General features: G+C 69.2%; 22 protein-coding genes. 16 read left to right on the top strand and 6 right to left on the bottom strand.

Annotated features, from left to right (window positions below; all coding sequences use genetic code 11):
- Positions 1-23 precede the first annotated feature (23 nt).
- Entirely contained in the window at positions 24-1403 is a 1380-nt protein-coding gene (locus ACFQZV_RS00530; protein WP_378753896.1) for a pyridoxal phosphate-dependent decarboxylase family protein, read from the top strand.
- On the opposite strand, the gene ACFQZV_RS00525 is transcribed toward ACFQZV_RS00530, so the two are convergent.
- Entirely contained in the window at positions 1396-3084 is a 1689-nt protein-coding gene (locus ACFQZV_RS00525) for an amidase (RefSeq protein WP_378753898.1), read from the bottom strand. The genes ACFQZV_RS00530 and ACFQZV_RS00525 overlap by 8 nt on opposite strands.
- A complete protein-coding gene (locus tag ACFQZV_RS00520) occupies positions 3081-4115 on the bottom strand; it encodes an agmatine deiminase family protein (RefSeq protein WP_378753900.1) in 1035 nt (344 codons plus the stop codon). The genes ACFQZV_RS00525 and ACFQZV_RS00520 overlap by 4 nt, the downstream gene beginning before the upstream one ends.
- A 232-nt stretch (positions 4116-4347) precedes the next feature.
- Here ACFQZV_RS00520 and ACFQZV_RS00515 point away from each other — a divergent pair, with 232 nt between their 5' ends.
- A complete protein-coding gene (locus ACFQZV_RS00515) occupies positions 4348-5337 on the top strand; it encodes a PLP-dependent cysteine synthase family protein (protein ID WP_378753902.1) in 990 nt (329 codons plus the stop codon).
- Entirely contained in the window at positions 5334-6476 is a 1143-nt protein-coding gene (locus ACFQZV_RS00510; protein ID WP_378753903.1) for a cystathionine gamma-synthase, read from the top strand. The genes ACFQZV_RS00515 and ACFQZV_RS00510 overlap by 4 nt, the downstream gene beginning before the upstream one ends.
- 7 nt (positions 6477-6483) lie before the next feature.
- On the opposite strand, the gene ACFQZV_RS00505 is transcribed toward ACFQZV_RS00510, so the two are convergent.
- The gene (locus ACFQZV_RS00505) at positions 6484-8100 is read right to left on the bottom strand and encodes an L-lactate permease (RefSeq protein WP_378753905.1); all 1617 of its coding nucleotides are present in this window, start codon (positions 8098-8100) and stop codon (positions 6484-6486) included.
- A 219-nt stretch (positions 8101-8319) separates the two neighbouring features.
- On the opposite strand from ACFQZV_RS00505, the gene ACFQZV_RS00500 reads away from it, so the two are divergent.
- A complete protein-coding gene (locus ACFQZV_RS00500) occupies positions 8320-9888 on the top strand; it encodes an SLC13 family permease (protein WP_378753907.1) in 1569 nt (522 codons plus the stop codon).
- Between the two features lie 49 nt (positions 9889-9937).
- Here ACFQZV_RS00500 and ACFQZV_RS00495 read toward each other — a convergent pair whose 3' ends face one another.
- Positions 9938-10573, bottom strand: coding sequence for a TetR/AcrR family transcriptional regulator (locus ACFQZV_RS00495; RefSeq protein WP_378753911.1), 636 nt, complete (start codon positions 10571-10573; stop codon positions 9938-9940).
- Between the two features lie 80 nt (positions 10574-10653).
- On the opposite strand from ACFQZV_RS00495, the gene ACFQZV_RS00490 reads away from it, so the two are divergent.
- From ACFQZV_RS00490 to ACFQZV_RS00470, 5 genes are all read left to right on the top strand, one after another.
- The gene (locus ACFQZV_RS00490; RefSeq protein WP_378753913.1) at positions 10654-11460 is read left to right on the top strand and encodes a sugar phosphate isomerase/epimerase family protein; all 807 of its coding nucleotides are present in this window, start codon (positions 10654-10656) and stop codon (positions 11458-11460) included.
- Positions 11460-12590: a Gfo/Idh/MocA family protein gene (locus ACFQZV_RS00485; protein ID WP_378753915.1), complete on the top strand. Its 1131-nt coding sequence runs from the start codon at positions 11460-11462 to the stop codon at positions 12588-12590. Before ACFQZV_RS00490 ends, ACFQZV_RS00485 begins: the two co-directional genes overlap by 1 nt.
- A 96-nt stretch (positions 12591-12686) precedes the next feature.
- Complete coding sequence (locus ACFQZV_RS00480; RefSeq protein ID WP_378753917.1) at positions 12687-13478, top strand: glycosyltransferase; 792 nt, start codon at positions 12687-12689, stop codon at positions 13476-13478.
- Entirely contained in the window at positions 13475-14308 is an 834-nt protein-coding gene (locus ACFQZV_RS00475) for an endonuclease/exonuclease/phosphatase family protein (RefSeq protein WP_378753919.1), read from the top strand. Before ACFQZV_RS00480 ends, ACFQZV_RS00475 begins: the two co-directional genes overlap by 4 nt.
- Entirely contained in the window at positions 14305-14907 is a 603-nt protein-coding gene (locus tag ACFQZV_RS00470) for a hypothetical protein (protein WP_378753921.1), read from the top strand. The genes ACFQZV_RS00475 and ACFQZV_RS00470 overlap by 4 nt, the downstream gene beginning before the upstream one ends.
- Here the strand turns inward: ACFQZV_RS00470 and ACFQZV_RS00465 are convergent.
- The gene (locus ACFQZV_RS00465) at positions 14882-16291 is read right to left on the bottom strand and encodes an aspartate aminotransferase family protein (RefSeq protein ID WP_378753923.1); all 1410 of its coding nucleotides are present in this window, start codon (positions 16289-16291) and stop codon (positions 14882-14884) included. The genes ACFQZV_RS00470 and ACFQZV_RS00465 overlap by 26 nt on opposite strands.
- Before the next feature lie 191 nt (positions 16292-16482).
- Between ACFQZV_RS00465 and xylA the strand changes: the two genes are divergently transcribed.
- From xylA to ACFQZV_RS00450, 3 genes are all read left to right on the top strand, one after another.
- On the top strand, positions 16483-17670 hold the full coding sequence (gene xylA / locus ACFQZV_RS00460) for a xylose isomerase (protein ID WP_378753925.1): 1188 nt from the start codon (positions 16483-16485) through the stop codon (positions 17668-17670).
- Between the two features lie 54 nt (positions 17671-17724).
- Positions 17725-19008, top strand: coding sequence for a xylulokinase (gene xylB, locus ACFQZV_RS00455; protein ID WP_378753927.1), 1284 nt, complete (start codon positions 17725-17727; stop codon positions 19006-19008).
- A gap of 138 nt (positions 19009-19146) precedes the next feature.
- A complete protein-coding gene (locus ACFQZV_RS00450) occupies positions 19147-19962 on the top strand; it encodes a transposase (RefSeq protein ID WP_378783221.1) in 816 nt (271 codons plus the stop codon).
- A 13-nt stretch (positions 19963-19975) separates the two neighbouring features.
- Here the strand turns inward: ACFQZV_RS00450 and ACFQZV_RS00445 are convergent, their stop codons facing one another.
- Entirely contained in the window at positions 19976-21196 is a 1221-nt protein-coding gene (locus tag ACFQZV_RS00445) for an MFS transporter (protein WP_378753675.1), read from the bottom strand.
- 198 nt (positions 21197-21394) lie between these two features.
- Between ACFQZV_RS00445 and ACFQZV_RS00440 the strand changes: the two genes are divergently transcribed.
- The 4 genes from ACFQZV_RS00440 to ACFQZV_RS00425 are packed head-to-tail and all read left to right on the top strand — an operon-like array spanning position 21395 to position 24839.
- Positions 21395-22237, top strand: a complete 843-nt coding sequence (locus tag ACFQZV_RS00440; protein WP_378753673.1) for a MarC family protein — start codon at positions 21395-21397, stop codon at positions 22235-22237.
- A gap of 1 nt (position 22238) precedes the next feature.
- Positions 22239-23111, top strand: coding sequence for a class II glutamine amidotransferase (locus tag ACFQZV_RS00435; protein ID WP_378753671.1), 873 nt, complete (start codon positions 22239-22241; stop codon positions 23109-23111).
- Positions 23112-23160: 49 nt separating this feature from the next.
- Positions 23161-24375 (top strand): cation:proton antiporter, encoded by a 1215-nt coding sequence (locus ACFQZV_RS00430; protein ID WP_378753669.1) that lies wholly within the window; start codon positions 23161-23163, stop codon positions 24373-24375.
- Positions 24372-24839, top strand: a complete 468-nt coding sequence (locus tag ACFQZV_RS00425; RefSeq protein WP_378753667.1) for a glutaminase — start codon at positions 24372-24374, stop codon at positions 24837-24839. The genes ACFQZV_RS00430 and ACFQZV_RS00425 overlap by 4 nt, the downstream gene beginning before the upstream one ends.
- Positions 24840-24891: the final 52 nt, after the last annotated feature.

Below are 24891 nucleotides of genomic sequence, written 5' to 3'. Positions count from 1 at the left end.
AAGTGCACCGTCGAGGAGGACGAATGCCGAACGCCCCGCAGCGCATGCACGAACTTTCGGAGGAGACACGCGCCACCGTCGACGACGTGCTCGACTATGCCCGTCGGCGTGCCCTGTATGAGGACGTCCCGCTCGACAAACCGCTGACGCCCCGCGATCTCTCGCGTCTCGCCCCCCGCACCATCACCGCCGACGGCATCGGATCGCGGCGGGCCATTGCCCTGTGGGAGAACGTGCTCGCGCCCGCGTGTGTGACCACCGACCACCCGGGGTATCTGTCCTTCATTCCGTCGGCGCCGAGCAAGGCGGCGATCGCCTTCGATCTCGTCGTCTCGGCGTCGGCGATCTACGGCGGGTCGTGGATCGAAGGTTCGGGAGCGGTTTTCGCCGAGAACGAGGTGCTGCATTGGCTCGCCCGAGAGTTCGGGCTGCCCGAGGGAGCCGGCGGCGTCTTCATGCAAGGCGGCACGATCGGCAACCTGTCGGCGCTCGTGACGGCGAGGGATGCGGCACGCCGCCGGCAGCGCGAAGCCGGACGCACCGCTCCTGATCGTTGGGTCGTCGTGTGCAGCGCCGAGGCGCACTCGTCGATCGCGTCTGCGGCGGCGGTGATGGACGTCGACGTCGCCGTCGCGCGCCCCGGTGGGGACGGCCGACTGCGCGGAGACGCCGTCGAAGCGGTGTTGGACGCCCACGGCGATGCCGTGTTCGCCGTCGTCGCGACCGCCGGCACGACGAACTTCGGCATCGTCGACGACATCGCCTCGATCGCCGACGTGACCGAGACGCGGGACGTGTGGTTGCACGTCGACGGTGCGTACGGGTTGGCGGCGATGCTCGTCGAGCACATGCGTCCGGTGTTCGCGGGCGTCGAGCGGGCGGACTCGCTCATCGTCGACCCGCACAAGTGGCTGTTCGCACCGTTCGACGCGTGCGCGCTGCTGTATCGCCGCCCCGCCCTCGCGCTCGCCGCCCACACGCAGCGCGCCGAGTACCTCGACACGATCACCGACAGCGCGGACTGGAACCCGTCAGACCTCGGCATCCAACTCACGCGACGCGCGCGCGGGTTGCCGCTGTGGTTCTCGTTGGCGACCTACGGCACCGAGGAGTACCGCTCCGCGATCGCGGCGGGCATTGACCTCGCACGGCGCATCGCCGACGAGATCACGGCGCGTGACGGGTTCACCCTCGTGCGCGACCCGCAGCTCTCCGTGGTGGTCTTCCGTCGCGACGGTTGGACGCTGGAGGACTACCGGGCGTGGTCCGACCGGCTGCTGGAAGACCAGCGCGGATTCGTCGTCCCGTCTTCTCACGACGGTGAGCCGGTGTTGCGTTTCGCGATCATCAGTCCGATGACGACGTTCGAGACGCTCACCGGCATCCTCGACACCCTCAGGTGAGCCGCGGGGTGAGCGGGGGAGGTGTCCGCCGTTCACCGGTCGACTCGAAGGCGGATGCCAGGCGCAACAGGCTCGTGTCGTCGTAGGCCCGACCGGCGAAGGTGAGCCCGACGGGCATCCCGATGTCGGTCATCGTCCCCATCGGCACCGTCACTGTGGGGATGCCGAGATGGCGGATCGTCAGATTGCCATTGGCCACCCACACGCCGTTGCGCCATCCGAGGTCGGCAGAAGCCGCGTTCACATCCATGTCGGCGAGCCCGACATCGGCGACGGCGGGGAAGACGATCGCATCCAGCCCGAGCTCGTCCATCCACTGTTCGAGGTCGAGGCGGCGGGTCTCTTCGAGACCGCGGAGGCCGTCGGCAAGCTCGGGCATGTCATCGGGCCCCGCGCCCGGGTGTGCGCGCACCCACGCCGGATACTCGGCGATGTCGTCGTCGAACCCCGTGTATCGATCGGGCAGCGCTCCCGCGGGGTGCGGGAAGATCTCCGCCCCGTTGATCCGTGCAAGGGTCGCGAGGGCGGGGTCGCCGTTTGCGGAGAGGAAGTCCTCCCACCCCCAGGCCGAGAGGTCGACGATCTCGCGCCGCAGGTAGTCGGGCGACACCAGCCCGCGGGTCGCGATCGACGGTGCGCCGGGACGGTCGGCCTCGTAGTTCGACACCACGGGAAAATCGACCTCGATCACTTCGGTGCCCGCGGACTCGAGGTCGTGCCGCGCCGCCCTCCACAGGTCGATGACGGCCGCGCGCGTGCGGATGCGCGTGCCCGTCGGGCCGCCGATGCCGGGTCCGTCCGGCGCGGCGTCGGCGTTGATGTACATGCGCGGCACACCGATCCGTACGCCGTCGAGTGCGGAGCGCGTCGCGGCGATCGCGACGTACGATTCCGGGCGGATGCGGGAGGCCGGCGGGATCTTCACCCACCGCTGCGTCCGCCAGAAGTCCCCGCGCGGCTCGGGATCGTCGGCGACGATGACATCGAGCACCTCGAGCAGGTCGGCCATCGTGCGGGTGTGCGGCACCACGACGTCCATCGTCGGAACCAGCGGCCAGTTGCCGCGCACCGAGATCACCCCGCGCGACGGTGTGTATGCGCACAGGGCGTTGTTCGAGGCGGGCCCTCGTCCGCTCGACCAGGTCTCTTCTCCCAGCCCGAATGCGGCCAGCGAGGCCGCCGTGGCCGAACCCGACCCGTTCGACGATCCCGAGGCGAACGGCGCCGTGAGGTACGCGCCGTTGTACGGGCTGGCCGCGCGCCCGTAGAGACCCCGTTGCATGCCACCGTTGGCCATCGGCGGCATGTTGGTGAGCCCCAGGCAGATGGCGCCACCCGCGCGCAGGCGTTCGATCGTGAAGGCGTCGCGCTGGGCTGTGAGGTCGGCGAACGCGGGGCTCCCCGCAGCCGCGGTGAGCCCGTGCACGAGATAGCTGTCTTTCGCGGTGTACGGGATTCCGTCGAGCGGACCGAGGGTTTCGCCGCGTGCGCGGCGGTCATCGGATGCCGAGGCCTCGGCGAGCGCCTCGGGATTTCGGACCACCACGGCGTTGAGACCCGTGGGTCCGTCGTAGGCCGCGATGCGGGCCAGATATGCCTCGGCGATCTCGACCGCGGTCACCGTCTCGGACGCGAGGGCAGCGCGGAGGTCCGCGATCGACGCCTCGACGACGTCGATCATCGCGGCACCTCGGGTTGCTGCTGGGTGATGCAGTGGATGCCGCCACCCCGCGCGAAGATCTCGCGGGCATCGACGGTCACCACCTGCCTGCCCGGGTAGACGTCCTCGAGGATGCCGCGGGCGCGGGCGTCGGCATCCGGCTCGCCGAAACCGCACGCGACGACTCCGTCGTTCACGACGAGATGGTTCACATAGCTCCAGTCGACGAAACCCTCGTCGTCGCGCAGCGTCGCCGGTGCCGGCAGGTCGATCACCTCGAGCGGGCGGCCCGCGGCATCCGTCTCGTTCTCCAACTGGGCGCGCAGCGCCCGCGTGACATCGTGATCGGGATGCGACGCGTCGGGCTGGTGATGAAGCAGCACACGCCCCGGTGCGACGAAGGTCGCGACGATGTCGACGTGACCGTTGGTGCCGAAGTCGTCGTAATCTCGGGTGAGCCCCCGCGGCAGCCAAATGGTCTTGCTCGTACCGAGGGTCCGTGCGAATTCGGCGTCGACCCGCGCACGATCGGCGAAGGGGTTGCGTCGTGGATCGAGTTGCACCGTGTCAGTGGCGAACACGGTGCCCTCGCCGTCGACGTGGATTCCCCCGCCTTCGTTGACGAGCACGGAACTGACCAGCTCGGCGCCGACCAGGCCGCTCACGGTTCGGGCTATCTCGGCCGACAGGCGCCACTGCGACCACTCGGGTGCCCCCCAGCCGTTGAAGATCCAATCGACGGCGCCGAGGACACCGGGCAGGTCGTCGTCGACGACGAACGTCGGTCCGAAGTCGCGCATCCAGAACTCATCGAGGGGAGCCTCGACGATCTCGACGGTGTCGCCCAGCATGCGGCGTGCGCGGTCGAGCTCACTCGGGTCGACCACCATCGAGACGGGTTCGAACTGTGCCACGGCCAGGGCGACGTCACTCCACGCGGCGTAGCAAGCCTCGGCGGCAGCCGGTGTCTCGCCCAGGGTCAGGCCCTCGCGGGGAAACGCCATCCACGTGCGCTCGTGCCGGGCCGTCTCCGGTGGCATCCTCCAACCCATGCTCGCCCCCTCTCGCGTGGACATCCCCGTCGACACGCCTCGCTGAGAGGTTAGCGACAATCACGCCGCAGGTCTTGTGTGACGATGTGTGACGGCGCCGGCGCGCGGGTGCCCTCGCCGTCGCCTATGGTGGAGGCGTGCTGACCTGTCGCTGTCGTCGCTGAGCGTTCCCACGCTCGCCTTCGTCGACCCCGTCAGCCCGCGCCCCGCGCGCCCCACCGAGGACCAACCCGTGCGCTACGTCCGCCACGTCGCCGATCTCGTCGGCAACACCCCTCTCGTCGAACTGACCCGCGTCACCGCCGGCATCGCCGCGACCGTCCTGGCCAAGGTCGAATACTTCAACCCCGGCGGCTCGGCGAAGGACCGTATCGCCCGCAGCATCGTCGACGCGGCCGAACGCGACGGGTTGCTCGGCCCCGGAGGCACGATCGTCGAACCCACCAGCGGAAACACCGGGGTCGGCCTGGCGCTGGTGGCCCTCGAGCGCGGCTATCGGATGGTCTTCGTCGTGCCCGACAAGTTCGACGGCGAGAAGGTCGACGTTCTGCGGGCGTACGGCGCCGAGGTAGTCCTCACCGACACGAACGTGCCGCCCGATGATCCGCGTTCGTACTACAGCGTCTCGGATCGCCTCGTGCGAGAGATCCCCGGCGCGTTCAAACCGAACCAGTTCGCCAACCCGAACGGGCCTCGTGCCCACTACACGTCGACCGGCCCCGAGATCTGGCGCGACACCGACGGGCGGGTCACGCACCTCGTCGCCGGCGTCGGCACGGGCGGTACCATCACCGGCACCGGTCGCTACTTGCGGGAGGTCTCCCACGACACCGTGCGTGTCGTCGGCGTCGATCCGGTCGGATCGATCTACTCGGGCGGGCCCGTCCACGGGTACCGCGTCGAAGGCGTCGGCGAGGACTTCTGGCCCGAGAGTTTCGACCCAGCCGTGGTGCACTCCTACGAGACGGTGTCGGATGCGGAGTCCTTCGCGATGACCCGCCGGTTGGCCCGCGAAGAGGGCCTGCTCGTCGGCGGATCCAGCGGCATGGCCGTCGTCGGTGCGCTGCGCGTGGCCCGCGACCTCCCCGCTGACGCGATCGTCGTGGTCGTGCTCCCCGACCACGGGCGTGGTTACCTCAGCAAGATCTTCGACGATGACTGGATGCGGCGGAACGGTTTCACCGCATCCGAAAACACCCCCAGGAAGGGACCCCACTCATGAGCGGCTTCGACACCCGTGCCGTCCACGCCGGACAGGCTTTCGACCCGACGACCGGGGCGGTGATCCCGCCCGTGCACTTCTCGTCGACCTACGCGCAGGACGGCATCGGGGGCCTGCGCGGAGGGTACGAGTACGGTCGCAGTGCGAACCCGACCCGGTCGGCGCTTGAGGAACAGCTCGCCGCGCTCGAAGGCGGTAGCCACGCGCTGTCGTTCGCGTCGGGGCTCGCGGCAGAGGATGCGCTGCTGCGAGCGGCTCTGCGCCCTGGCGATGACGTGCTGCTCGGCGACGACGTCTACGGCGGCACCTACCGACTGATCTCTCGCGTGCTCGGCGCGTGGGGTGTCGGTGTGCGGGTCGTTGACATGCGCGACCTCGACGCGGTGGCGACGGCATTGGCAGAGCGCCCGGCACGCATCCTGTGGGTCGAGACGCCGAGCAATCCGCTGCTCAAGATCAGCGACATCGGTGAGCTCGCGCGGATCGGTCATGACGCGGGCGCGTTGGTCGTCGTCGACAACACGTTCGCTTCACCCGCGCTGCAGCAGCCGCTCGCGCTGGGCGCCGATGTCGTCGTGCACTCGACGACGAAGTATCTGGGTGGACACTCCGATGTCGTCGGCGGTGCACTCGTGCTCGATGACGACGCGCTGGCCGAGCAGGTGCGCTTCGTGCAGTTCGCGGCCGGTGCCGTGTCGGGACCGATGGACGCGTGGCTCACGACGCGAGGCATCAAGACGCTGGGCGTGAGGATGCAGCGTCACAGTGACAACGCCGCCGCGATCGCCGACTTCCTCGTCGGCCATGACCGGGTCACCGCCGTCCACTATCCGGGGCTCGCAACGCACCCCGGGCACGAGATCGCCGCGCGGCAGATGCGCCGGTTCGGGGGGATCGTCTCGCTCGAGCTCGCGGATGCCGCATCCGCTCGTCGCTTCGCCGAGTCCACGCGACTGTTCACGCTCGCCGAATCGCTGGGCGGCGTCGAATCGCTCGTGAACTATCCCGATGCGATGACCCACGCTTCGGTGCGAGGAACCGAGCTCGCGGTTCCCGCGACTCTCGTACGCCTCTCGGTCGGCATCGAAGACGCCGACGACCTGATCGCCGACCTCGACGAGGCGCTGACCGTTCTCTGATCTTCGCCTACGCGGCGGGAAGCACCAACGACAGGACGAAGACCCAGACACACACCACGGCGAGCATGCCGAGGCTGTACTTGATCGACGCCCGGAGGATCTCGCTCTCGCGGCCGGTGAGTCCGACGGCGCCCGCCGCGATGGCGATCGACTGCGGCGAGACGACCTTCGCCACCGTGCCGCCTGCGGTGTTCGCCGCGACGAGCAGGGTCGGGTCCACCCCGATGCGCTCGGCGGTGATCGTCTGCAGGTGCGCGAAGAGGGTGTTGTTGTTGACGACCGAACCGGTGATGAAGACACCGAACCACCCGATGATCGGTGCGAACAGCGGGAAGATCACCCCGACGGCGGCGAGAGCGTTTCCGATCGACGCCGAACCACCCGAGAAATTGGCGATGTTCGCGACGATGAGGATGAGGGCGATCAGCACGATCGGACGCCAGAGCTCGCGCACCGTCGCTGCGAACTGTGCACCGAGATCGCGGACGTGCAGCTGCGGCGTCGTGAAGAAGGTGATGAGCACGGCGATCAGAATCGCCGTACCGGTCGCATTCACCGGCGTGAACGCCCAGGTGGTGGCGACCGGGGTGTCAGAGCCATCGGGAGTGACGACGCCCGTGACGCCGGGGATCGGAAACGCGAACACCAACCATGACAAAGGGCCGTCGGGGGCGAACAGCCCCTTGAACCACGGGATGCTCCACACGAAGATCACGCCCGTGAGGATGTAGAACGGGCTCCACGCCACGACCACGTCGCCGAATTCGTAGGACTCCTTCGCCGGTGCTTCGCCGCCGTCCTCGCGGTAGATCCGCTTCGGCTGCCACACGCGCCCGATCATGAAGATCGCGACCATGCCCAGAAGGCCCGGCAGGATGTCGGCGAGCTCCGGCCCGAGGAAGATCAGGATCGATGCCTGCGTGATGCTGTACACCGCGCTCATCGCGAGGGTTGCGGGCCAGGTCTCGCGGATGCCGCGCCAGCCGTCGAGGATCATCACCAGCAGGAACGGCACGGCGAAGGTGAGCAGCTGCAGGACGAGCACCATGTCGAACGTGAGGTCCATGAGCTCGACCTCGCCGACCTGCGCACCGACGATCACCGGGATGCCGATCGCGCCGTACGCGCCTGCGGCGACGTTGGCGACGAGGGAGAGCATGGCCGCCTTGATCGGCCCGAATCCCAACTGCACGAGCAGGGCCGCACAGATCGCGATCGGGACGCCGAAACCGGCGGCTCCCTCGAGGAATGCGCCGAAGCAGAAGCTGATCAGCAGCACCTGGATCCGTTGATCCGGGGAGATCCCCGAGATGCTGGCGCGGATGATGTCGAACCGGCCGCTGGCGACGGCGAGCTTGTAGAGCCAGACGGCCATGACGATGATGTACGCGATCGGCCAGATCGCGGTGAGGGCGCCGAGCAGGCCGGCACCGGCGATCGAACCCACCGGCATCCCGAACGGCCACAGGGCGATGACGACCTGCAGGACGACCGCGATGAGACCTGCCGTGATGCCCTTCAGCTTGAAGACGACCAGGCACAACAAGAAGGCGAGGATCGGCACGAGCGCGAGAAGCGCCGACAGCCACAACTGACCGGTCGGATCGATCGTCTGGTTCCACATGATGCGCTCCCGGCAGGTCGGCCTGCGCGCCAGACTAGCGAGAGTCACGTCCCGAGGGCGACGCAGCTCGGCAACGGATCCGTGCCCAATCCGGCACTACCCGCCGGCGGAGGACGTGAGCGCCGCGATGACGGCAGATGCCGGAACGGAGTGCGAGTCGCGCATCGATCGGCAGCTCGGCGGCGCAGGCGGGGGAAGCGGCGTCGCTACGCTGGGCGCGTGGACCCCGTGATCGCAACCTTCGCCATCCTCGTGCTGGCCGTCGTGGCGTTCATGAGCAACCGTGTGCCGCTGGGCATCGTCGCGATCGGCGTGGCGCTCGCGCTGTACTTCACCGGCGTATTGACCCTGCCGCAGGCGCTCGCGGGCTTCGGGGACCCGACGGTGCTGTTCATCGCGGCGCTGTTCGTCGTCAGCGAGGGCCTCGACTCGACGGGGGTCACGGCGTGGGCCGGGCAGATGGTCATCGGACGCGCGGGGACGAAGCGGTCGCGGTTGGTGCTCGTGATCGGTGTGCTCGTCGCGGTGCTGACGGCGTTCATCAGCATCAACGGTGCCGTCGCCGCGCTGCTGCCGTTGGTGGTGGTCGTCGCCGCGCGCGCCGGCATTCCCACCTCGCAGCTGTTGATGCCGTTGGCTTTCGCCGCGCATGCCGGTTCACTGCTGCTGCTGACGGGAACACCGGTGAACATCATCGTGTCGCAGATCGCGGCCGAGAACGGCGGACGGGCGTTCGGGTATGCCGAGTTCGCGCTCGTCGGCCTCCCGCTGCTCGCCGGCACCCTCGTCATCCTCGGTCTGTTCGGTCATCGACTGCTTCCCGCACGCAACGGCGCCCAGATGCCGACCGACCTCGTCCGTCACGCCCACCTCTTACGCTCGCAATACTCGTTGAGTCTCGACACCGCTGCGCTTCTGGGACCGGTGAACGGCGTGACCGAGGTCGTCGTGCCGCCGCGCTCGCCGCTGATCGGCGCGAACCTCTGCACGGGGATGGCGACACCCAGCGGCGACCTGGTGCTGCTGGCCGCACGGCGCGGGTCTGAGATCCTCAAGGGTCAGGACATCATCGTGCAGGTCGGTGACGCGCTGCTCTTGCAGGGCACCTGGGACGACCTGGCCCGCCACACCGATCGGCCGGGGGCGAACGTCATCGCGGTCGACTCGCCGGCGCTCATGCGACGGTCGGTCCCGCTCGGCTCGCGGGCACCGCGCGCGCTGATCATCCTCGGGGCGATGGTGGTGCTCTTGGCGACGGGGGTCGTGCCCGCCGCCGTCGCCGCGCTGCTCGCCGCCTGCGCGCTGGTGCTGACACGCACCGTGACGGTCACCCAGGCCTACCAGTCGATCTCGTGGACGACGATCGTGCTCATCGCGGGGATGATTCCGTTGTCCACCGCGTTCATCGAGACCGGTGCGGCCGACCTCGTGGCCGGCTGGCTGCTCGACATCGTCGGTGGAGCGGGGCCTCACGTCGCGCTGCTCGCGCTGTGCGTGTTGACGGTGCTCCTCGGACAACTGATCAGCAACACCGCGACCGTGCTGATCGTCGCGCCCATCGCGGTGTCGGTGGCATCCACCCTCGACCTGTCGGTGATGCCTTTCATGATGGCGCTCACCGTCGCGGGTGCCGCAGCCTTCTTCACGCCCATCGCGACTCCCGCGAACCTGATGGTGATGGAGCCGGGTGGCTATCGGTTCGGCGACTATTGGAAGCTCGGTCTGCCGCTCGCGCTGTTGTTCATCGCGATCGCGACGTTCTACGTGCCGCTGATCTGGCCGTTCTGAGCGCCGGGTTCAGCAGCCGACCGTCGCGCTTCTGTCTGCGGCTCAAGGGTCAGTCGCGAGGGGTGAGGAGGTCGACGAGCAGAGCATGCGCTTCGGTCTGCGGTGCCGAAGCGTCGAGCAGATGCTGGGTCTGAAGACCGTCGGACGCGGCGATGATGAGCGTCGCGACCGCGGCGGGATCGAGGTCGGCGCGCACACGGCCCGCGCGCTGGTCGCGGCGGACGTGCGCTGTCACGTTCCGGCGCACGCGAGTGAAGCGCTCCGTGGCGAATGCGGTGGCTTCGGGATGCCCGGGCTCGAGCGCCGACGCGACGAGCGACGAGTACAGCTGCACGAGGCCGGGGACGGCGTGGTTGCGGTACGCCGAGGCGGCCATCGACTCCGCGGCCGTGATGTCACCCGTGTCGGACTCGCGCTCGTTCACCTGACGCTCCGCCTCGCGGTAGACCTCGACCAGCAGGTCCTCACGCGAGGCGAAGTAGTGGGTCAGGGCGGCGTGCGAGACGCCGATCTCGCGGGCGATCGCGCGCAGGCTCGTCCCCTCGGCGCCGCGTTGGGCGAACACCTCGATGGCCCGGTCGAGGATCTCCCGGCGCCGGGCCACACCCTTGGCGTAGGGGCCGCGAGTCCGCGGGGGCGCGGCGGCAGAGGTGTCCGCGTCGTCGGCGGGCGGCGGTGAGGTCACCTCGGCATCCTATCCGCACAGAAACCTCCACATGGAGGTATTCTGCTAGTCTCGCGACGACCACTCATCGAGGAGCACTCATGACCCCACGCACATCCGTCCAACTCTTCACCGTGAAGGACGCGCTCGACGCCGACCTCGACGGCACCCTCGCCGAGATCGCCCGCCGCGGATTCACGGCGGTCGAGCCGTATGACTTCGTCCGCCGCGCCGACACCCTCGCCGACTCACTGCGCGCGGCCGATCTCGCCGCGCCGACCGGGCACGCCTTCCTCGCCTCGACGACGTTCGTGAACCCCGACGGCAGCGACACCGAGACGCCCGTGCCCACGCCGGAGCAGGTCTTCGATGCGGCCGAAGCGCTCGGCATGACGACGGTCATCGACCCGTACACGCATCCGAATCGCTGGGAGACCCGCGAGCAGATCGAAGAGACCGCTCGGCGCCTCAACGCCGCCGCAGAGGTTGCCGCAGGGCGCGGGTTGCGCGTCGGATATCACAACCACGCCCACGAGTTGGAGGCGTCGTTCGACGGGGTGACCGGACTCGAGGTGCTCGCCGAGGCCCTTGACCCGCGCGTCGTGCTCGAGGTCGACCTGTACTGGGCGGCGCGTGCGGGCGTCGACCCGGTCGCGTTGCTCACGCGACTCGGAGATCGCGTCGTCGCGGTCCACGTGAAGGACGGCACGCTCGATCCCGACGCCGTCGCGGCGTACCCGCCCGCCGACCAGGTGCCAGCCGGTGCCGGCGTGGTGCCCTTGGATGCGGCGCTCGACGCGGCATCCGCTCTCGAATACGCGATCGTCGAGTTCGATGCCTTCTCAGGAGACCTGTTCGCGGCCATCGAGCAGAGCCGCGTCTTCCTCGACGAGCGGACGGCGCTCTGATGCCGCGCCCCATCGGCGTCGGTCTCATCGGCGCGGGGAACATCAGCGACCAGTACCTGACGAATCTCACGCGCTTCCCCGACGTGCACGTGCGCGCGATCGGCGATCTCGACGGCGACCGCGCCCGCGCGCAGGCGCAGGCATACGCTGTCGGTGTCGCCGGCGACCCTCAGGTCGTCCTCGACGACCCCGACATCGACATCGTGGTGAACCTCACCGTCCCCGCCGCCCACGTCGAAGTGTCCGAGGCGATCATCGCCGCCGGCAAACACGTGTGGACGGAGAAACCCATCGGAATCGATCGTGACAGCTCGCGGCGCCTGCTGGACAAAGCGGATGCCGCAGGCCTGCGCGTGGGGGTCGCACCCGACACGGTGCTCGGGCCGGGCGTGCAGACAGCGAAGAGAGTCATCGCCCGCGGCGACATCGGTACGCCGCTGTTCGCCCAGACCACGTTCCAGTGGCAGGGACCGGAGATCTTCCACCCCAACCCCGCCTTTCTCTACGCCCGGGGTGGGGGGCCCTTGCTGGACATGGGGCCCTACTACGTCTCGACCCTCGTGCACGTCTTCGGACCCGTCGCCTCCGTCGGCGCGCTCGGGATGCGGGGCGCCGAGACCCGGACCGTGCAGGTGGGACCCCTCACGGGCACGCACTTCCCCGTGGAGATCCCCTCGACCGTGTCGGTGCTGATGCAGTTCGAGCAGGGCGGTCAGGCACAGAGCCTCTACAGCACCGACTCGCCTCTGCGGCGGCAGGGCATCGTCGAGATCGCGGGCACCGAGGGCACGCTCGTCATCCCCGACCCCAACACCTTCGGGGGCGACATCACGATCACCCGTCCGCTCACCGAGATGGTGGTGCCGCCGGCGCCGGTCGTGCAGGAGGTCATCGACATCGAGCAGGAAGGCATCATGACCGGCCGAGGGCTCGGCGTGCTCGACATGGCTCGCGCAATCCGTGACGGTCGACCTCATGTGGCCAACGGCGAAATCGGGTATCACGTCCTCGACACCCTCCTCTCGATCGAAGAGGCGGTCGTGGCGCCTGCGTTCGTGCCCGTCGACAGCACGGTGTCGGCGGTCGGCGAGATTCCCGCTGACTTCGATCCCTTCGCCGCAACGCTCTGACGCTCTCCCCGAGGGCGTGCCCGAGCCCCCGCTAAGGGGCCGGCGCGCGACTGTCAACCGCAGGTGCCCACGCGGGGGACTCGATAGCGTGGCGGAGTGCCCCGATGGATCGACAGCGCGACCGTGTCGGTCGTCATCCCGGTGAAAGACGACGCGGTCGAACTGCAGCGATGTCTGGCGGCGCTCGACGTGCAGACGCGTCGGCCCGACGAGATCATCGTCGTCGACAACGGGTCCTCCGACGCGTCGCCCGACGTCGCGCGCACGGCCCGCGCGACGGTCGTGCGCTGCGATCGCCCCGGCATCCCCGCGGCCGCCGCCCGGGGGTACGACCGGGCGCGCGGTGACGTGGTCCTGCGTCTCGATGCGGACTGCGTGCCGGACGCGGGGTGGGTCGAAGGTGTCGTCGCGGCTTTCGCGGCCCGGCCCGATGTCCATGTCTTCACCGCCGGAGCGCGGTTCTCGGATGGTCCTCCGCTGCTGCGGGTGCCTCTGGCAGCGGGATACCTGGTGGCGTACGCGGCGGTCTCGGCGTCGGCGCTGGGCCATCTCCCTCTGTTCGGGTCCAATCTCGCGTTCCATCGCTCGGCATGGCAGGACGTGCGCGCGGCGGTGCATCGCCGTGATGCCGCCGTCCACGACGATCTCGACCTCGCCTTCCACCTCGGCGAGCTGCACCGGATTCGGCTCCTACCGCGAGCGCACATGACGATGTCGATGCGCCCGTTCTCGTCCCTGCGCGGATTCGCTTCACGGATCGGTCGAGGCTTTCGCACGGTGGTGATCCATTGGCCGGCCGATTTTCCGCCGGTGCGATGGGTGAGGCTCGTGTTGCGCCGGGTCCTCGCCCGCGGGGGCGTTCCCACTCGGCGGGCGGTGCGCCGGTGACATCCCTTCTCGGGCCGCTCCTACCGCCGGACGTGCACGTCATGTCGTTCAACGTGCGCCGACGGCTGCCGCCGTGGATCACGCCGCGCGCCGAGCGGTGGAGCGCGAGAGGGCCGCGGGTCGCCGAGCTGCTGCGCGAGGAACAACCCACCATCCTCGGGGCGCAGGAGGTGATGCCCGACCAGGCGACGGTACTGGCCGCGGCGCTGGGTCCCGACTACCGCCGGATCGGCTACGGGCGGCAGGCGGATGGCCGCGGGGAGGGATGCCCGATCTTCTACGACGCCGATCGCCTCGACCTGCTCGGCTGGTCGCAGCGGGCGCTCTCTTCCACCCCCGCCGAGGCCGGATCGAAGTCGTGGGGCAACCTGGTGCCCCGCGTCGTCGTGGCTGCCCGCTTCGCCGACCGTGCGACGAGCCGGCGTCTGCTGTTCGTCAACACGCACCTCGACCCCCTCTCTCCTCGGTCGCGGCGGTGTAGTGCGCACGCCGTGCGTCGCCTGGTCGCGCAGGAGGACATCCCGGCCGTCGTCACAGCAGACTTCAACGCGACGGCGAGCGCACCGGCCCTGCGCGAGTTGCGCCGCGACGGTGTGCTCCGCGATGCCTGGGCGATCGCCGCGGAGCGATACACGCCTGAGTGGAATACCTTCGTCGGCCGCGCGGCCCCCCGCCGAACACATGGCCGCATCGACGGCATCCTCGTTTCCTCCGCGGTCGAGGTGCGCCGAGTCGCGGTGAACGTCGCCGCGTACGGCGGTGGTCGCCCGTCGGACCACGCACCGGTGCAGGCATTCCTGCGGATCTCGCGAGACGATGAGGGCACATGATCGAGAACTTCCTGCGTCCGCCGCACGGTGTCGTCGACTACCTCGCCGACGCCGTGCGACTGGTCGGACTGCTCAGCGTCGTCGCCGCCGCGATCGTCGGAACGGCCACGGACGCCGGCATCCTCGCGTTCTCGCTTCCGGCCCTCGTGGCGCCCCGTTTCATCGGCGTGCGGGCATGGTTCGACGCGATCTTCGGGATCGCAGTGCTCGTGGCCGCCTGGAGCAACGTGCTGGACCTTTACACGACGATCGCCGGCTGGGACGTCGTCGTGCACGTCGTCTGCACGGGCCTGATCGCGGTGACGATGTACCTGGCGCTCGCGCAACTGGGCATCGTCGAACATCCTGGAGATGGCACCGTGCGGCTGCGCGTCGCCCTCGTTCTCACCACCGCCTTCGGGCTGGCGGCGAGCGCCCTGTGGGAGATGGTGGAGTGGGCCGGTCACGCGTTCATCACCGACGAGATCTTCGTGACCTACCCCGACACGATCGGCGACATGATCGCGGGCGCCGCGGGCAGCGTTGCCGGTGGCGTGCTGCTCGCGGCGGTGCCGCTGCTGCGCCCAGGTGCCGTCAGAGTCGGGTCCACGCCTCGGTGAGCACCGAGCGCAGAATCTGCTCGATCTCGGTGAATTCCGCCGGGCCGATCGTCAGTGGCGGCGCGAGCTGGATGACCGGGTCGCCTCGGTCGTCGGCGCGGCAGTACAAGCCGGCGTCGAAGAGCGCCTTGGAGAGGAACCCGCGCAACAGTCGCTCGGACTCGTCGTCGTTGAAGGTCTCTTTCGTGGCCTTGTCCTTGACGAGTTCGATCCCGAAGAAGTAACCGTCGCCGCGCACGTCGCCGACGATCGGCAGATCGGTGAGCTTTTCGAGCGTCGAGCGGAAGATCGGCGAGTTCTCCTGGACACGGGCGAGGAGACCCTCTTCTTCGAAGATCGCGATGTTCTCGAGGGCGACGGCAGCCGAGACCGGGTGGCCGCCGAACGTGTAGCCGTGGTAGAACGCGCGGTCGCCGTGGGCGAACGGCTCGTAGATCTTGTCGCTGATGACCGTGCCGCCCAGCGGCGAGTATCCGCTGGTGACAGCCTTGGCGAAGGTGATCATGTCGGGCTGGTAGCCGTACGCGTCGCAGGCGAACATGTGGCCGATGCGCCCGAAGGCGCAGATGACCTCGTCCGACACGAGGAGTACGTCGTACTTGTCGCAGATTTCGCGCACCCGCTGGAAGTATCCGGGAGGTGGCGGGAAGCACCCGCCCGAGTTCTGCACCGGCTCGAGGAAGACGGCGGCCACGGTGTCGGGGCCTTCGAACTGGATCATCTCCTCGATCCGGTCCGCAGCCCAGACGCCGAACTCTTCAAGACTTCCTGTGGGCGCCCCCATGTCGGCGGCGCGGTAGAAGTTCGTATTCGGCACGCGGAACCCGCCGGGGGTGAGCGGCTCGAACATCTCCTTCATCGCGGGGATGCCGGTGATCGCCAGCGCGCCCTGGGGTGTGCCGTGGTAGGCGACCGACCGTGACAGCACCTTGTGCTTGGTGGGCTTGCCCTGCAGTTTCCAGTAGTACTTCGCGAGCTTGAAGGCGGTCTCGACTGCCTCGCCGCCGCCGGTGGAGAAGAAGACCTTGTTCAAGTCGCCCGGGGCGTAGTCGGCGATGCGGTCGGCGAGTTCGATCGCGGCAGGATGGGCGTAGGACCAGATTGGGAAGAACGCGAGTTGCTCGGCCTGTTTCGCCGCCGTTTCGGCCAGGCGGCGGCGTCCGTGCCCGGCGGCGACGACGAAGAGACCCGCGAGTCCGTCGATGTATTCCTTGCCGCGCGAGTCCCAGATGCGGTGACCCTCACCCTTGACGATGATCGGGACGCCCGGGCCCTCGGTCATGACCGATTGCCGCGCGAAGTGCATCCACAGGTGGTCGCGAGCCTTCTCCTGAAGTTCGCTCTCGCTGAATCCGCGCATCGGATCGGTGTTGGTCATGGACATGGATCCTCCCGTCGATGTTCCGACGATACTCCGCGGCGACTCGGGTGCCGTCGGACGATCCGCCGCGACTTGCGTGCGGGCCGGATGGTTCGACCGTTGCGGCCGAAACCAGCGTGGCGAGGGTGTAGACGAGAACGAGCGAGACGTATAGGTTGTGAGGCGCAACAATTTATCTCGACGGTGAGGAAACTATGACTACCCCTACTCGTGATGACCGGTTCTCGTTCGGGCTGTGGACGGTCGGATATGACGGCACCGACCCGTTCGGGGGGCCCACCCGGGCGCCGCTCGACGTCGTACACGTCGTCGAGAAGCTCGCCGAACTCGGTGCCTATGGCCTCACGTTCCACGACGACGACCTGTTCGCGTTCGGATCGAGCGACGCGGACCGCGACCGCCAGATCGAGCGGCTCAAGGGCGCACTCGCCGAGACCGGCATGGTCGTCCCGATGGTCACGACGAACCTGTTCTCGGCGCCTGTCTTCAAAGACGGCGGATTCACCGCGAACGATCGTGACGTGCGGCGGTACGCCCTGCGCAAGGTCTTCCGTCAGCTCGACCTCGGAGCCGAGCTCGGTGCGAAGACGTTCGTCATGTGGGGCGGCCGCGAGGGCGCCGAGTACGACTCGGCGAAAGACATCCGCCAGGCGCTCGAGCGCTACCGCGAGGCCGTGGACCTGCTCGGTCAGTACGTGGTCGACAAGGGGTACGACATCCGCTTCGCCATCGAACCGAAGCCGAACGAGCCGCGCGGCGACATCCTGCTGCCGACGGTCGGTCACGCGTTGGCGTTCATCTCGTCACTCGAGCGTCCCGAGATGGTCGGTCTCAACCCCGAGGTCGGGCACGAGCAGATGGCGGGGCTCAACTTCGCCGCGGGTATCGCCCAGGCGCTGTACCACGACAAGCTTTTCCACATCGACCTGAACGGTCAGCGTGGCATCAAGTACGACCAGGATCTCGTGTTCGGGCACGGCGACCTGCACAACGCCTTCGCGTTGGTGGATCTGCTCGAGAACGGCGGTGTCGACGGCGGTCCCACCTACAACGGCCCCCGGCACTTCGACTACAAGCCATCGCGCACCGAGGACGAGGTGGGTGTCTGGGAGTCTGCCGCGGCGAACATGCGCACCTACCTCCTGCTCAAGGAGCGTGCCGCTGCCTTCCGCGCAGACCCCGAGGTACAGGAGGCGCTGGCGGCCGCGAAGGTCGATGAGCTGGCCGTGCCGACGCTGTCGCCGGGTGAGACCTACACCGACTTCCTCGCCGACCGGTCGGCGTACGAGGACTTCGACGCCGATGCATCCTTCAACGGCAAGGGTGGCGGGTTCGTGCGTCTGCAGCAACTCGCCACGGAACACCTTCTCGGCGCCCGCTGACCGCAGGCGGGCATCGGCATCGACGCCGCTCCCGCGAATGGAAGGATACGAAGCATGCCGCTGGTGATGGGCGTCGACTCGTCGACGCAGTCGTGCAAGGTCGTGATCGTCGATGCCGAGTCGGGCGCCATCGTGCGCGAGGGGAGAGCCACCCACCCGGCGGGTACCGCTGTCGACCCCGAGGCCTGGTGGCACGCGTTGCAGCACGCGATCGCGGACGCCGGGGGACTCGACGACGTGGTCGCCTGGTCCATCGGCGGGCAGCAACACGGCATGGTCGCCCTCGATGCGGACGGCCGTGTCGTGCGCGACGCCCTGCTGTGGAACGACACGAGATCGGCGGATGCCGCGGCCGCCCTGATCGGCGAGTACGGCGCTGCCGCGCTCGCCGAGCGCACCGGCCTCGTGCCGGTCGCATCGTTCACCATCTCGAAGGTGCGCTGGTTGCGCGACAACGAGCCGGACGTCGCGGCTCGGGTCGACGCCGTCGCACTTCCGCATGACTGGCTGACGTGGCGCCTGCGCGGCTTCGGGCCCGACAAGCCCGTGCTGGACGAGCTGATCACGGACCGCTCGGATGCCTCGGGGACCGGCTACTGGAACCCGGCGACCGGCGACTACGACCGTGAACTGTTCGCCGCCGCGCTCGGTCACGATGCCGTCCTCCCGCGCGTGCTCGGCCCGCGCGAATCCGTGTCAGATGCCGCCGGCCGCCGCGTCGCTGCCGGATGCGGGGACAACGCCGGCGCGGCTCTGGGCGTCGGGGCCACCCTCGGCGACGCCGTGGTGTCGATCGGCACCAGCGGAACGGTCTTCGCGGTGAGTCGCACCAGAACGATCGATCCGTCGGGCACCGTCGCCGGCTTCGCCGACGCCGCGGGGAACTTCCTCCCGCTTGTCGCGACGCTCAACGCCGCCCGCGTGCTCGACGCGATCGGCGATTTGCTCGCGGTCGACCATGTCGAACTGTCGCGTCTCGCCCTGACGGCGGCGCCTGCCGCCGACGGTCTCACGCTCGTTCCCTACTTCGAAGGGGAACGCACTCCGAATCTCCCCGACGCCACCGCATCGCTGACCGGCATGACGTTGGCGTCGACGACGCGGGAGAATCTTGCGCGCGCCGCAGTCGAGGGCATGCTCTCGGGCCTGCGGGCGGGGTTGGACGCCGTGCGCGGCGTAGGCGTGTCGGTCGAGCGCGTGTTGCTGATCGGCGGGGGTGCGCAGTCCGAGGCGGTCAGAATCATCGCGCCCGACGTCTTCGGTGTGCCCGTCGAGGTGCCGGCGACCGGGGAGTACGTCGCCCTCGGCGCCGCCCGACAGGCGGCATCCGTCCTGTGAGCCGATCGCGCGACCAGCCCCTCCGGCGTGCCGGCGGGCTGGGCCGCTCGTGCCGGTGGTGAGCTGTTCGGCGCACTCGCGCGAGCGTGTCACGGGGAGGGGCGTGCGGTGTGGACGGCGGCGCGGCACAATGACGGCATGGCCGGCGACCTCGACGCGATCGCGGCGGAGCTCTACGTCCTGCCGCCGGACCGCTTCACCGCGGAGCGCAACGCCCGCGCACGCGGGGGCGATGCCGCCGCGATCCGCGCACTGCGAAAGCCGACGGTATCCGCATGGGCGGTGAACCTCCTCGTGCAGCGCGGTGAACTCGCCGAGGCGGTGCAGTTGTCCGCGGCGATGCGCGAAGCACAGGACGATCTCGACGCCGCGGAACTGTCGCGCCTCGGACGGCAGCGCCGCGCGCTCGTCGCCGCGCTGGCCGGTCACGCCGCCGAGCTGGCTGACGAAGCGGGAGCGGGCATCAGCCCCGCGGCGCGGGAGCAGATCGAACGGACGATCAACGCCGCCGTAACCGATGCGGCCGCTGCGGCCGCTGTGTTGAGCGGCAGGCTCGTCAAGCCGCTCGACGGCGGAGATCTGGACGCGAGTGTGCTCGCCGCATCGGTGGGCGGGTCGGTTCCGGGCATCGTCGCGCCGGTGCGTCGCGACGATCTCGCCGAACGACGCGTCCGCAAGGCCGCCGAGCGCGCGGCTCGCGAGGCGGATCAGCGCGCCGCCGCCGCTGCCCGCGACCTCGCGCGGGCCGAAGCACGACGCGAGCGCAGTCGCGAGCGCGTCGATCACCTGCGAGAGCGCGTCGACGAGCTTCACGCCGAGCTCGAACGCTTCGAGGCGGACGCCCGCAAGGCCGAAGCAGAGCTGGATGAGCGCACGGTCGAGGCCGAAGCCGCCTCCCGGGCCGCCGCCGATGCCTCCCAGGCGGCTCAGAAGGCACGCCGAGCGCTCGACTGAGGCGTGTCTGCGCTCACCCGGCGTCGACCGGGAGACCTGCGGCACGACGGGCGCGACGGGAAGCCTGCGGGGTGTAGCGCGGGAGGAACCGCGCGATGAGGATGCCGGAGGGTACGGCCATCGCCGCCCCGAGCACGAGGCCACCGGCAAGCAGTGATGCGGCCGAAGCCACCGCCAGCAGAATCGGCGCCGCGGTCAGACCGCCATCGATGAGTACGCGCCACACACCGAAGAACTCCGCCTGGTCTTCGTGGACGACGTCGGTGGCCATCGTGAGGAACAGTCCGCTGCCGATGCCGATCAGTACGCCGAGAGCACCCGCGCATACGGTGACGTCGACGGTGGCATGTGTGAAGACGAGCACGACCGTGAGCGCGGCGGAACCCGTCAGCGTGATCGTCAGAGGGGTGAGGCGCCCGAAGCGTCGGGCGAGGAACGCGCTGACGGGGGTTCCGGCCAGCACGCCCCCGGCGAAGATCGCATAGACGAGCGAGGTGGTCGCAGGGTCGAACCCGAGGTGTTCGGTCCACAACGGAAGCCCCATCTGGGGCACCCCTCGCAGTACGCACCCGAAGAAGACCCCGAGCCCGACGGTGGAGAGGACAGCCCGGTTGCGTGCGAGCACCGTCCGCGTCGCCACGCGCTCGCCGGTCGAGGCTTCGGCCTGCCGCAGGAGCGGAGACAGGACGATCGCGACGGCCGCGAGGACCGTGGCCGCGGCGCAGAACCACATCACGACCCAGATGGAACTGGCTCCGATGATCGCCGATCCGATGAGGGGACCGGCGATGCCGCCGACACTCACGACTGCACTGAGAGCGGCCATCGTCGAGGCGTGTCGGTTCGCCGGAACGAGTGCGTTGAGGGCGGTCTGGGTGGCCACGAGGAGGGACGCGCTCGAGAGCCCGACGACGGCGATCGCCACAGCGAGAAGCCAGATCGACAGGTGGAGCGCGGCGACGGCGTAGGCGACCACCGCGATCGCACACGCGGCGAGCATCGTGCGCCGCAGGCCGATGCGGGCGAGCAGGGTGCCGCCGGGGATGTCGAACGCGGCGCGTGCGGCCGGAAGGAGGGCAGACATGACGCCGGCGATCGCGAGCGTCGCTCCCAGCGTCACCGCGGCGTGCGGGATGATCGGGATGAGCGCCCCGACCCCGATCTGAGCAAGCAGCATCGGCAGGTACACGCCACCCACGAGGGCAGCGAGGGTCGGTGCAGGGCGCGAGGGCACGGACTTCTCCAGAGGGCGATGACGAGGGTCCGTCCACTCTCCCATCCGTGCGGGTCAGGCGAGAGGCCGATTCATGCCAAGCCTTGATGCGTCGGTTCCGTGCCGAGTCGGCGGGTTCGTCTCGTCCGGGGTTTCGACACACGCCAGGCTGGGTGTGGGATTGCCACTCCGTGGCAGCGAACGCACGCAGGGAGTCACATGGATTCACACATCGTCGGGTTCGTCGCCGTCTTCGGCGCGATGTTCGCCATCGCGAACCCCTTCTCGGGCATTCCGTTCTTCTTGGGGTACACATCCCCCCTCTCGGGCGTGGTTGAGAAACTGCTCGCCGCGCTCATCACGGTGGCGACGGTCTGGGTCGGCGGGGTCATCGTCCTGTTCGCCGGCAACGCCGTGCTCGGGTTCTTCGGTATCGACATCGCCGGGCTCCGCGTAGGCGGGGGCTTCGTGATCCTGCTCTCGGGGCTGGCGATGATGAACACGCACGTCGATGACACCAAGAAGTCGGGCCGGAGCCTCTGGCGTGTCGTGCACGACCTCGTGCGCCGAGGCCACTCGGCCGCGCATGCGGCGGCATCCGTGCACGCCTCCTCTCCGGATGCGGCGGCATCCCTCGCGACGAACGCCGCGTCGGCCCCGAGCGGCGCGGTCGGTGAGGCCGTCACCCGCTCGGTCACGGGAACGGATGCGGCGCCGGTGACCGAGAAGCAGCAGTCCGCGGGGCGACGGGCCGCGTTCTTGACGCTGATGTTCCCCTTCGCCATCCCGATGATCCTCGGGCCCGGATTCATGTCCACGATCCTCATCGCGGCCGCCGACAACCCGGCGATGACGGTGTTCCTCGCGCTCACGGCGAACGTCGCGATCACGTTCGTCGTCTTCGCGCTCGGCACCCCCATCCGCGCGGTGCTCGGGACGTTCGGCATGAACATCCTGCTGCGCCTGGTCGGCCTCATCGTGATCATCCTCGCGTTCGAGATCATGGCAGCGGGGTTGACGACCCTGCTCCCGGGTCTCGCGGGAACGGGAAGTGGGTCCTGATATGTGCCGCTGGATCTCGTACCTCGGATCGCCGCTGCCGATCGAAGACGTCATCGTGCGTCCCGATCACTCGTTGATCGATCAGAGCCTCACCGCGCGCGACCTCTTCTTGCCGACCTACGCCCCCGCCGCGCAGTTCCGTGACCGCGCCTTCCCCACCAACGGCGACGGTTTCGGTGTGGCCTGGTCCGGGCGTGGGGGAGCGCTCGGGCAGTACCGCCAGACGACGCCGGCGTGGGACAGCCAGAACCTTCGCCATCTGGCGGCGCAGATCGAGTCGGGCTGCTTTCTCGCCCACGTGCGCGCGGCGCCGGGCGGCACCATCGCCGAGCAGAACGCCCACCCGTTCGTCCACGGCGGATGGATGTTCCAGCACAACGGCGAGATCGGCGGGTTCGACGCGATCAAGCGCGACCTGACACTCGACGTCGACCCCGACCTCTACCCGCACATCCTCGGCAACGGCGACACAGAGGTGTGCTTCTTCCTCGCACTGACCTACGGCCTCGCCGATGACCCCGTGGCGGCATTGACCCGCATGGTCGCACGCGTCGAACGTGCCCGCGCCGAGCGAGGGGTGGCCGCCGCGTTCCGCGCCACGATCTGCGCATCCGACGGTGACCGCCTCGTCGTGCTGCGGTGGGCGAGCCCAGACGGCGGGGCGGCGGGACCGTCGCTGTTCCACAGCATCGGCCCCGAGACCCTCCACATCGGTGAGGGCGCAGTCGAGCAGCTGCCTCCCGACGCGCAGCTCGTCGTTTCGGAACCGCTCGAGTTGCATTGGAGCAGACGCCACTGGGAGGAGATCCCCGAGGGGACGATCGGTGTCTTCGAGCGCGGAGTCGCCCCCGTCTTCTCGCGTCTCGCGCCATGACGCGCACCTGACGAGATCCCCGGGTCGCGCGCGCCGATAATCTGAACGCGTGGACCACCTCGAACCCACACTGCTGGCGATCCCGCTGCTGGCTGTGCTGGCCCCCATCCTCGCGCGGGGACTCGGGCGTTGGGTGCGCGTGCCGATCGTCGTGTTCGAGCTGTTGCTCGGAATCGCCGTCGGCCCGAGCGTTCTCGGCTGGGCCGAGCCGACGGCATTCGCCGACACCATGGCCGAGTTCGGCGTCGCGATGCTCTTCTTCGTCGCGGGGACCGAGATCGAGTTCGCGGCGTTCCGCGGTCGCGGCGGGCGCACCGCGTCGCTCGGCTGGCTCATCAGCCTGATCGTCGGGATCGGTCTCGGGTGGCTGTTGGCACCGGGTGAGGCGGCGATCATCATCGGAATCGCCCTGAGCTCGACCGCCCTCGGGACGATCCTCCCCGTGCTGCGCGACAGCGGTGAGCTGCGCACGCCGTTCGGGAGGGCGATCGGCGCGATCGGCGCGGTGGGCGAGTTCGGGCCGTTGATCGCGATCTCGGTCTTCCTCGGGGGGCGTGACCCGGGCCTGTCGACCGTCATCCTTGCCCTCTTCGCCGTGATCGCAGGCTTGGCGATCTGGCTCGCATTCGTGGTGCCTGCCGGGGCCATGCACCGCGCGGTCAACGCGACCCTGCACACATCGGGGCAGTTCGCCGTACGACTGGTCTTCCTGATCGTGTCCGCCCTCGTCGCCCTCAGCCTCGTGCTCGAACTGGATATCCTCCTCGGCGCATTCACGGCGGGCATCGTGTGGCGACTCATGATGAGGGATGCCGACCCCGCCGACCGCGACGCCGTCGAGAGCAAGATCGAAGCGATCGCCTTCGGCTTCCTGGTGCCGATCTTCTTCATCTACACGGGGGTGACCTTCGACCTCGACGCGCTCTTGGCCAACCCGGTGCTGCTGGCGCTGGTTCCTGCCACCGCGATCGTGCTGATCGTCGTGCGAGGACTTCCGTCGATGCTCGCCGCTCCGGAGCAGACCGTTCCCCGCGATCGCGTTGCCGTCGGGCTCCTCGGAGCCACCGGGCTCCCGATCATCGTCGCCGTGACCGCGATCGGTGTGGACGAGCAGGTGATCACCTCGGGTGTCGCATCTGTCCTTGTCGGCGCGGGCATGCTGTCGGTTCTGGTCTTTCCGCTCGTCGCGATGGCGCTGCGCCGGCGCACGACCGGCGCAGCACCCGCTCCCCGCGACGAGCCGATCGAGGACGACCTGGCGTGAGCGTCGCCGACCTCTTCGACGACGCGCGCGCTCGGCTCTCGGAGGTGCCGCGCGAACACCTGGGTGAGATCGTGCAGCCCAAGCGCATACTCGGCGTGGCCCGCGCGGTGCGTGTGGCGCCACGCGGTCACGTATGGCGACTGGGCGTGCTCCTCGTCGGAGACGACGGCGTCTACAGCGTCGGTGACGTGATCCGCGCACGCGCCGAGGTGAGGCGGGGCTTCACCGCTGAGGCCCAGCGCCACCGCGCCGAAGTGGCTGCGGCCGCCCGCCGCGGCGGCTTCGAGGAGGGCGCCGTCGTGCACCTCGGCTGGACGCCGATCGACCTCACGGCAGTCCAGGCCGGCCGGGTATCGGGGCCGTTGGCGACCATCGACGGCGTCGTGAGCGTCCGATGGAGTGCCGGTGGGGGCTACGTGCCGCTGGAGGCCTACGTGGAGGAGCGTCTGGGCCTCGCGGGATGACGCCCGGCTGTAGCGCTGTCAAGGCCGAGACAGCGGGCCGGCCGGCGGCGTA

The sequence above is a fragment of the Microbacterium koreense genome (assembly GCF_042677105.1).
GTDB classification, from domain to species: Bacteria; Actinomycetota; Actinomycetes; order Actinomycetales; family Microbacteriaceae; genus Microbacterium; species Microbacterium koreense.
Note: the sequence above shows the minus strand (reverse complement) of the source record. Positions and strands in the feature narration are given on the sequence as shown.

Excerpts from the sequence above, each read along its gene's own strand:
- ACFQZV_RS00530 (WP_378753896.1), top strand. The coding sequence starts at position 24 with ATGCCGAACGCCCCGCAGCGCATGCACGAACTTTCGGAGGAGACACGC.
- ACFQZV_RS00525 (WP_378753898.1), bottom strand. The coding sequence starts at position 3,084 with ATGATCGACGTCGTCGAGGCGTCGATCGCGGACCTCCGCGCTGCCCTC.
- ACFQZV_RS00520 (WP_378753900.1), bottom strand. The coding sequence starts at position 4,115 with ATGGGTTGGAGGATGCCACCGGAGACGGCCCGGCACGAGCGCACGTGG.
- ACFQZV_RS00510 (WP_378753903.1), top strand. The coding sequence starts at position 5,334 with ATGAGCGGCTTCGACACCCGTGCCGTCCACGCCGGACAGGCTTTCGAC.
- ACFQZV_RS00505 (WP_378753905.1), bottom strand. The coding sequence starts at position 8,100 with ATGTGGAACCAGACGATCGATCCGACCGGTCAGTTGTGGCTGTCGGCG.
- ACFQZV_RS00490 (WP_378753913.1), top strand. The coding sequence starts at position 10,654 with ATGACCCCACGCACATCCGTCCAACTCTTCACCGTGAAGGACGCGCTC.
- ACFQZV_RS00485 (WP_378753915.1), top strand. The coding sequence starts at position 11,460 with ATGCCGCGCCCCATCGGCGTCGGTCTCATCGGCGCGGGGAACATCAGC.
- ACFQZV_RS00470 (WP_378753921.1), top strand. The coding sequence starts at position 14,305 with ATGATCGAGAACTTCCTGCGTCCGCCGCACGGTGTCGTCGACTACCTC.
- ACFQZV_RS00465 (WP_378753923.1), bottom strand. The coding sequence starts at position 16,291 with ATGTCCATGACCAACACCGATCCGATGCGCGGATTCAGCGAGAGCGAA.
- xylA (WP_378753925.1), top strand. The coding sequence starts at position 16,483 with ATGACTACCCCTACTCGTGATGACCGGTTCTCGTTCGGGCTGTGGACG.
- xylB (WP_378753927.1), top strand. The coding sequence starts at position 17,725 with ATGCCGCTGGTGATGGGCGTCGACTCGTCGACGCAGTCGTGCAAGGTC.
- ACFQZV_RS00450 (WP_378783221.1), top strand. The coding sequence starts at position 19,147 with ATGGCCGGCGACCTCGACGCGATCGCGGCGGAGCTCTACGTCCTGCCG.
- ACFQZV_RS00440 (WP_378753673.1), top strand. The coding sequence starts at position 21,395 with ATGGATTCACACATCGTCGGGTTCGTCGCCGTCTTCGGCGCGATGTTC.
- ACFQZV_RS00435 (WP_378753671.1), top strand. The coding sequence starts at position 22,239 with ATGTGCCGCTGGATCTCGTACCTCGGATCGCCGCTGCCGATCGAAGAC.